Genomic DNA, 6,920 nt, shown 5'->3' on the forward strand with positions numbered 1-6,920 from the left:
TGGTGGCATCAAGGTCTTTTCTTTTGCGACCGGGTGTATCCAATGAGTGTTTACCCATTGTCTACCTCCCTTTACGTCGTAGGGTTGTCCGCTCGCCTGAAAAAGGCGCGCGGGACAGCCCACGTCACGCGCGGGCCTTACCGCGCACCGACGAGGAAGTCACGCCCACGCCCCACCACAGGTGGCGGGGCATGATTGTGAACCGGCACTAACGTTAGCAGCCACCCCTGACGAGACCTAGAAGCATGATTTCACCCCTGCCTTTATAAAAGCCGCCCATGAGGGGAAACCCGTACAGTGCTACTTGCAGCTGCACTCAACACCGCTAATTTCTCTGCCTGTCACCCTATCTAGACGCACGAAAATGCTGGCAGTGCTACATAACTGCCGACATATGCTTTAGCATATGCCTAAACATATGTCCCGCCATATGGCAAGACATATGACGGGGCTCATGGGCGCGCTGATCTACCATCACGGCTGCACTACCCTAGGTGTTTTTCAATGCTCGATACACCGTAGGACGGGTTACCCCAAATTCCCGCGCTAGTGCTGCCTTTGACTCCCCTGCCAATATGCGCCGTTTAATCTCCGCTACTTGCTGCGGGCTAAGAGCGGGTTTGCGGCCTTTGTACTTTCCGGCCTTTTTCGCCAACGCAATCCCCTCCGCCTGGCGCTCGCGGATAATGGCCCGCTCAAACTCCGCGAAGCTACCGAGAATTCCGAGCATTAAATCCGCGCGCGGATCGGACGTGTCTTTCGCAAACGCGAGATTCTCATGCAGGAAAGTAACAGTCACACCCTTGCCGGTAAGTTCATCAACAATACCGCGCAGATCTGTCAGCGATCGGGCGAGACGGTCAATCGACGACACGACAAGTTCGTCACCGTCTCGCACGTACGCCATACACTCGACAAGTCCAGGGCGGGCAGTCTTGGTGCGGCCGGAAATCCTATCTTCAAAAAACCGGTCAATCCTGCCGGAAGCATTGAGTAGTTCTTTCTGGCGCTGATTATTCTGCTCCACCGTGGAGACACGGATATAGCCCACCCGCTGCCCATGCGAACCAGAGTCATTGACCATTAGTCTTCGCTCCGCGAAGGTTTAAAGGCGGCATTCTCTTGTTCTATGACTGCATCACGATACGACTCGATTGCATCCGAGAGGGCATAAAGCTGAACACCGTCGAGGCCATCAGCGTCAGCAAGCAAGGATTGTACAATCCTGCCCAACGCCTGCTGCCCCGACGAGAGTCCACCATGCAGATCTTTCACCCGCGCCAACGCGGGTACAGAGTCAATATGACTTTCAATATGGAAACCGTCAGACGATAACATCACACTCACCACTTTCTGTAAACATAAGGCTTAGACCCCGCTAGACACGTGTAAAACAATGCTAGGAACGGCCCTATTTTACAGGAAACATTCTGCCGCACACCGGCGTAACAATAGGGTGTACCCAAATGAGCACCACGCTCGTAGTCACTGGCCTTAGGCGCCGTGAACAGGGAGTGACGCGGATCTCTCTCGCAGTAGACATAACTACACCATCCATCCGGTACACTTACGTTGTTCACGATTAAACGATTAAGGAGACGCGCATGTCCACGATGACGAAACGGCGACGCTGGTCGCTGCTGGTGACTGTCGGAGCGGGGCTCCTACTGATCACCCTCGACAACTCGATCCTGTACACGGCATTGCCGACACTGACCGAGGACCTTCAGGCATCAAGCACCCAGAGCCTGTGGATCATCAACGCCTACCCCCTGGTGATGGCGGGCCTGCTGCTCGGTAGCGGGACCCTCGGTGATCGCATCGGCCACACGCGGATGTTCGTCGTCGGCCTGGTGATCTTCGGGTTGGCGTCCCTGCTCGCAGCGTTGGCGCCGTCGCCCGAGGTGCTGATCGGTGCACGCGCTGTGCTCGCTGTCGGTGCGGCAGCGATGATGCCGGCAACCCTGGCACTGATCCGCACGTACTTCACGGTCGAGCGCGAGCGGAACCTCGCGATCGCGATCTGGGGCAGCCTCTCCGTGGTGGGTGCCGCGCTGGGCCCCATCCTCGGCGGAACTTTGCTCGAGAACTTCTGGTGGGGCTCGGTGTTCCTGGTGAACGTGCCCGTAGTGGCGCTGGCGCTGGTTGCTACCTGGTTGATCCGCCCGGCCAATGACCCGGATCCTTCGAAGCGCTGGGATGCCGTGTCTTCGATACTGGTGATGATCGGGCTCGTCGGAACGGTGGTGGCCATCAAGGAGATCGGCCACGCGCCCCCGTCTGTCGCGACCATTGTTGTTGCGCTGCTCGTTGCTGCCATCGGGTTCTGGCTCTTCGTGCGCCGTCAGCGGCGCCTGGAGAATCCGCTGCTGGAGTTCTCCATCTTCCTCAACCCGGCGTTCAGTGCTGGCGTGCTCGCCGCGGCGTTCGCGATGTTCGCCATCGGTGGCATCCAGCTTGTCACCACGCAACGGTTCCAGCAGGTCGTCGGCTTCAGTCCGCTGGAGGCTGGGCTTTTGGTTGCCGTGATTGCCGTGGGCTCGTTGCCGACAGCGCTCCTGGGTGGTGCCTTCTTGCACCGTGTCGGGCTGCTCGCGCTGATCACCGGTGGTCTCGCCGTCGCCACCGGCGGCGTCGTGGTGACGGTAGTCGGGTTCCAATCATCCTTCGGCGTGCTGGTTCTCGGCCTTCTGGTGACGGGTGCCGGTCTCGGAGCTGCCATGTCGGTCGCCTCCACCGCCATCATCGGGAACGTGCCGGTGCGCCGTGCAGGCATGGCCGCTTCCCTCGAAGAGGTCTCCTACGAGTTCGGCAGCCTCATCGCCGTGTCCGTGCTCGGAAGCCTGCTCACGGCCATCTATACCGCCAGTGTTGTCCTCCCCAACGGCGCACCGGCGGCGGCTGGTGACGGTATCGCTGAGGCACTGGAGGCGGCGCAGGGAGACGCCGCCATCATTCAGGCGGCCTCCACGGCCTTCGACTCCGCGTACCTCGTCGTGATGCTAGTCGTTGCCGGCGTCCTGGCAGCGGCCGCTGTCATCACGGGAGTGCTGCTGCGTCGGTACCTGCCTGGCACGCAGTCGCAGCTGCACTCCGAGCACTGACCACGAAAGGACCGCTCATGCGGACCAGCAAACGAGACTCCATCCTCCAAGCCGCCCTCCACGTTGTCGAAACCGACGGCGTCACGGCCGTCACGTACGAATCGGTGGCCGCCGCCTCCGGACTCACCAAAGGTGGGCTGCTCTACCACTTCCCCTCGAAGGACGCCCTGGTGCTCGCGCTGCACGAGCATCTTGCCGAGCGCTGGGACCACGAGATGATCAACGTCCTGGGCAAGGACCCAGACGAGGCAACGCAGGACGAGCGCGTCGCCGCCTACGCCCGCGTGAGCGCTCGCAGCGCCACTGGCCCCGAGCTGCTGTTCATGCTCGAGGCGAGCACCGACAGCGAGCTCAACAAGCCGTGGAGAAGGGTCATCTCCCGATGGATACCCGACCCTGCCGAGATTGACCCGACTGACCCTCGGGCGCTGCAGAAGATGGTCGCGTACCTTGCCGCCGACGGACTCTGGCTTAGCGAATCCGTCGGAGCCGCCCCCCTTCCGCCCGAACTGCGCGCCGCGCTGGCAGAGCACCTCGCCCACTCCGTTGCGGACGCAGCCGGAACCTCGGGCAACGCGGCGATCCGATGAGCGCATCCATCTCGCAGATCTGAACCGATCCAGGTTCGCTGCCGCTGCCTTTCGCCTTCTCAAGAGGCTGCTCGTTCGCGGCCTCGTCGAGTCAGTGCCATACAGGGGCACCCCAGCGGGACAGTTACGGCGCAGTAGTTTGCTGTTGCCAATAGGCTCGGTCTCGCCATTTTTGCGACACATCTGTCGCACTGGGTGTACCCTTTATTTTCTCTCTACTTTGAAGTGACTCTCTTTAGTTAAAGTTGCTTTCATGACCGGGAAAGCCTTAAAGGGCTAAACCGAAGGCGGCTAAAATAGAAGGGATGGAATGGCGGACATTGTTCATGAAGCCCAGGACACACACCTGTGCGCTTTGTTCATCAAAGCCCACGGAGACGGTGAAGACTACGAGTACGCACTAGATGCCGCCAACAGTGCGGCCAAACACCTGCAAGCAATACAAGCAGAACTGCCTGCCACTTCCCCACTGGCCCGCGGCGCCGGCATACTCGCCAAGTTCGTACGCGCAGCACAGAGGAATCTGTCTCAACAACGCCCCGCAGATAACCCAGACGAACTTCTAGACTTAGCCACCAGCCTCAAAGAGAAGCTGGAAGACGCTCAATAAAGGAAACTCCCCAGTGCTTCTCGTCGTTGGAAGCACTGGGGAGAAGCCACCTGCGGGGGTGCGGGAGTCGTGGCTTTTTATTTTCCTTCCGTCCGACTATGCGCCGGGGGAAGCGCGCTGCGGACACCCAAAACCATACCGCCTTACAGCGCGCCCGCAACCGGAGCGAAAAATAGGACAAACAATTACTTGCTTTGGACATAAAAAAGCTCCCAGGCATCCCCGGGAGCTTGTCTCAGGCATCCCCGAGACGTCGGAATAACCGAAAGGAATCAGTTAAACACTCGACACGATTGATCGTAGAAAACGTAGCCGAAAAAAGCAACAAACTCCCACGTGAGACGTAAAATCAAATCTCCCAATTAAACATATGTCAAGGCATATGTTTAAGCATATGGCTTAACATATGTCAGAACATATGCTAATATGAAACCTACAGCTCAAAGGACACTTTGAGAACACAACACTCGACACCTAAAAGGAGCAGCCATGCCCGTAATTTCCTTCCTCAACGCCAAAGGCGGAACCGGAAAAACCACCAGCACAATCAACCTCGCCGCCGTCGCCGCCTACCGTGGATACACCGTCCACGTCCTCGACGCCGACGCCGAACAAGGCACCGCCTCCGAATGGATCGAATACGCCAACGACGCCTTCGAAGAAGACCCCAACGCCCCCCACGTTGACGTCGAAGTCGAAGCCGTCAACCGAGGAATCCTCGCCCGCAAGGTCAAAAAATACAGCGACGACCTCGTCATTATCGACGGCCCACCCAGCAATCACAGCATGTCTGAACTCATCATCGAAAACTCAGACTTCGTCGTCATTCCCACCACCGGCACCCACACCGACATGGCGCAAACCTGGAAAATCATCGACGTCATTCCAGAAGGCAAACACTACGCCGTACTGCCCACCATCTGGGACAAGCGCAAAAGCACCGCCGACCGCGCCCGGAAAGTCCTCGAAGACGAAGGAATCCCAGTCATATGGCCCGGCGTAGAATCCCGCGCCTACTTCGACCGCCAATTCGGCCACTGGCCCCGCAACAGCGCCAAAGAACTACACGGCTACCCCGCAATCTTTGACAAAATCATCGCCCAAATCACCAACTAACCACACCTCAAAGAAGGAGCAACCATGAACGACACCCCAGGCCTGGCACGCCCGAAAAAGAAGCAAACCGACGCCCAAGGAAAACCCACCCTCACCAAAGACACCGGCCTTAATACCGCCAAAGCTAAAAAAGCCACCAAGAAAGAAAAGCCCCACCGCACCACCGTCAACCTGCCCTACTCCATCTACAAAGAACTACGCAGAAACTGGGCAGAAACCAGCACTCCCATCTACCGCCAACTTCTAGAAGCCTGGGAACTAATCACCGACCACGGCGCGGACTACCAGCCCGCAGACGCGACCTACAACACTGACGAGCTCACTCGCACCACCACCGTCTACATCCCCAAAGACACCCTGAAGGCCATGCAAAAAATCCGCAGCAAGCATGGAGCCTCCATCGCCGACCAGCTCATCTCCTCCTGGGCTCAACAAACTGGCTGGAGAGGATAACCACCCGCGAGACCAAGGAGCCACCATGTCCCACGAGACTCCCCATATCGCCGACCGCGCGGACAACGACCCGCGCGAAGACCCCGAAGCACTGCTTATCGCAGCCCTGCTCTGGAACCGCGACACCACCCAAGCGGCAAACCTGACACAAACACTCACCCCCGCCGACTTCTACTCCACCGACTACGCCGCAATCTTTGCCACCATCAGCCAACAACTCACAAGCGGCAGACCCTACGACCCTGCCAGTGTGCGCTCAGCACTGCACGCCGAAGGCGACCAATCCGGCATAGTCACCGACAACATCGACGGCCTTATCACCATGCTCACCAACCTAGAGCACATACCGCCGAAAATAACCGACTACGCCGAAGCCGTAGCCTCTAACTCGTATCGCCGCCAATACCGCAACATGGTCGAACGCCTTAACCGCCAGGCGCACACCGCACCAGAAAAAGACCTCTACCCACTGCTAGTAAAAGAAGGTAAAAAACAACGCCGCATTAAAGACCGCTACTACCGCAACCACAAAGACACCCCGCAAGAGCGCCACTAAACCACACCCACCCCACGGTGGCCTTCGCTCCAATTTCCTCGCTTCGCTGCGGGAATTTCCACGACCTTCAATCATGGCCTGACCACCCCACCGCGCACCCGAGCGCAACTCCCGTGGAAAATAACCCCCAACACCACCGCGAAAGACCAGCCACACAGCCACACGCCGCAACCAGTGTCTGCTTACGGTAGATACGCTTTCATCTCCGCCTTCGGCAGCTTAACCCGCCTGTGGCTACGGTCAAGAACTTTCGCGGCATAAACCGCTCCCGCGCGCCCCGAATCCGGGGCGCTTTTTCGCTATTTATTCCACGCTTTCTTGACCTCCACCACAGGCGGGCGCAGGCACTACGTGCCGGAGATGAAAGCAAGAAAAATGCACGCCCCACACCCCAGGACGACACCACCGGCACCACTAAAACTACAGGTGACAGCCACAAAACCGAAACATATGCTACAGCATATGGCCTAACATATGTCTTGCCATATGTT

Annotated in this window: 8 protein-coding genes; 6 read left to right on the forward strand and 2 right to left on the reverse strand. The window is 58.4% G+C overall.

From position 1 onward, the window contains the following. Nucleotides 1–490 precede the first annotated feature (490 nt). Both HMPREF3153_RS01000 and HMPREF3153_RS01005 read right to left on the reverse strand, forming a co-directional pair. Nucleotides 491–1,084: a recombinase family protein gene (locus HMPREF3153_RS01000; RefSeq protein WP_011117489.1), complete on the reverse strand. Its 594-nt coding sequence runs from the start codon at nucleotides 1,082–1,084 to the stop codon at nucleotides 491–493. Next, a complete protein-coding gene (locus HMPREF3153_RS01005) occupies nucleotides 1,084–1,338 on the reverse strand; it encodes a hypothetical protein (RefSeq protein ID WP_034659529.1) in 255 nt (84 codons plus the stop codon). The genes HMPREF3153_RS01000 and HMPREF3153_RS01005 overlap by 1 nt, the downstream gene beginning before the upstream one ends. A 266-nt stretch (nucleotides 1,339–1,604) precedes the next feature. Between HMPREF3153_RS01005 and HMPREF3153_RS01010 the strand changes: the two genes are divergently transcribed. From HMPREF3153_RS01010 to HMPREF3153_RS01035, 6 genes are all read left to right on the forward strand, one after another. Further along, nucleotides 1,605–3,104 (forward strand): MFS transporter, encoded by a 1,500-nt coding sequence (locus HMPREF3153_RS01010; protein WP_046203754.1) that lies wholly within the window; start codon nucleotides 1,605–1,607, stop codon nucleotides 3,102–3,104. Nucleotides 3,105–3,121: 17 nt separating this feature from the next. Beyond that, nucleotides 3,122–3,694 carry a TetR/AcrR family transcriptional regulator gene (locus HMPREF3153_RS01015; protein WP_046203753.1) on the forward strand — a complete coding sequence of 191 codons (573 nt, stop codon included), beginning with the start codon at nucleotides 3,122–3,124 and terminating at the stop codon, nucleotides 3,692–3,694. Nucleotides 3,695–4,004: 310 nt separating this feature from the next. Beyond that, nucleotides 4,005–4,304 carry a hypothetical protein gene (locus tag HMPREF3153_RS01020; protein WP_246817138.1) on the forward strand — a complete coding sequence of 100 codons (300 nt, stop codon included), beginning with the start codon at nucleotides 4,005–4,007 and terminating at the stop codon, nucleotides 4,302–4,304. Between the two features lie 489 nt (nucleotides 4,305–4,793). Next, complete coding sequence (locus HMPREF3153_RS01025; protein WP_070419783.1) at nucleotides 4,794–5,420, forward strand: ParA family protein; 627 nt, start codon at nucleotides 4,794–4,796, stop codon at nucleotides 5,418–5,420. Nucleotides 5,421–5,444: 24 nt separating this feature from the next. Continuing rightward, the gene (locus HMPREF3153_RS01030) at nucleotides 5,445–5,873 is read left to right on the forward strand and encodes a hypothetical protein (protein ID WP_070419784.1); all 429 of its coding nucleotides are present in this window, start codon (nucleotides 5,445–5,447) and stop codon (nucleotides 5,871–5,873) included. A gap of 25 nt (nucleotides 5,874–5,898) precedes the next feature. Next, the gene (locus HMPREF3153_RS01035; RefSeq protein ID WP_070419785.1) at nucleotides 5,899–6,429 is read left to right on the forward strand and encodes a DnaB-like helicase N-terminal domain-containing protein; all 531 of its coding nucleotides are present in this window, start codon (nucleotides 5,899–5,901) and stop codon (nucleotides 6,427–6,429) included. Nucleotides 6,430–6,920: the final 491 nt, after the last annotated feature.

This window comes from Corynebacterium sp. HMSC06C06 (assembly GCF_001807295.1).
Taxonomy (GTDB): domain Bacteria; phylum Actinomycetota; class Actinomycetes; order Mycobacteriales; family Mycobacteriaceae; genus Corynebacterium; species Corynebacterium striatum.

Bases quoted from the DNA above. Each gene is read 5' to 3' on its own strand.
- HMPREF3153_RS01000 (WP_011117489.1), bottom strand. From the start codon at position 1,084: ATGGTCAATGACTCTGGTTCGCATGGGCAGCGGGTGGGCTATATCCGT.
- HMPREF3153_RS01005 (WP_034659529.1), bottom strand. From the start codon at position 1,338: ATGTTATCGTCTGACGGTTTCCATATTGAAAGTCATATTGACTCTGTA.
- HMPREF3153_RS01010 (WP_046203754.1), top strand. From the start codon at position 1,605: ATGTCCACGATGACGAAACGGCGACGCTGGTCGCTGCTGGTGACTGTC.
- HMPREF3153_RS01015 (WP_046203753.1), top strand. From the start codon at position 3,122: ATGCGGACCAGCAAACGAGACTCCATCCTCCAAGCCGCCCTCCACGTT.
- HMPREF3153_RS01020 (WP_246817138.1), top strand. From the start codon at position 4,005: ATGGCGGACATTGTTCATGAAGCCCAGGACACACACCTGTGCGCTTTG.
- HMPREF3153_RS01025 (WP_070419783.1), top strand. From the start codon at position 4,794: ATGCCCGTAATTTCCTTCCTCAACGCCAAAGGCGGAACCGGAAAAACC.
- HMPREF3153_RS01030 (WP_070419784.1), top strand. From the start codon at position 5,445: ATGAACGACACCCCAGGCCTGGCACGCCCGAAAAAGAAGCAAACCGAC.
- HMPREF3153_RS01035 (WP_070419785.1), top strand. From the start codon at position 5,899: ATGTCCCACGAGACTCCCCATATCGCCGACCGCGCGGACAACGACCCG.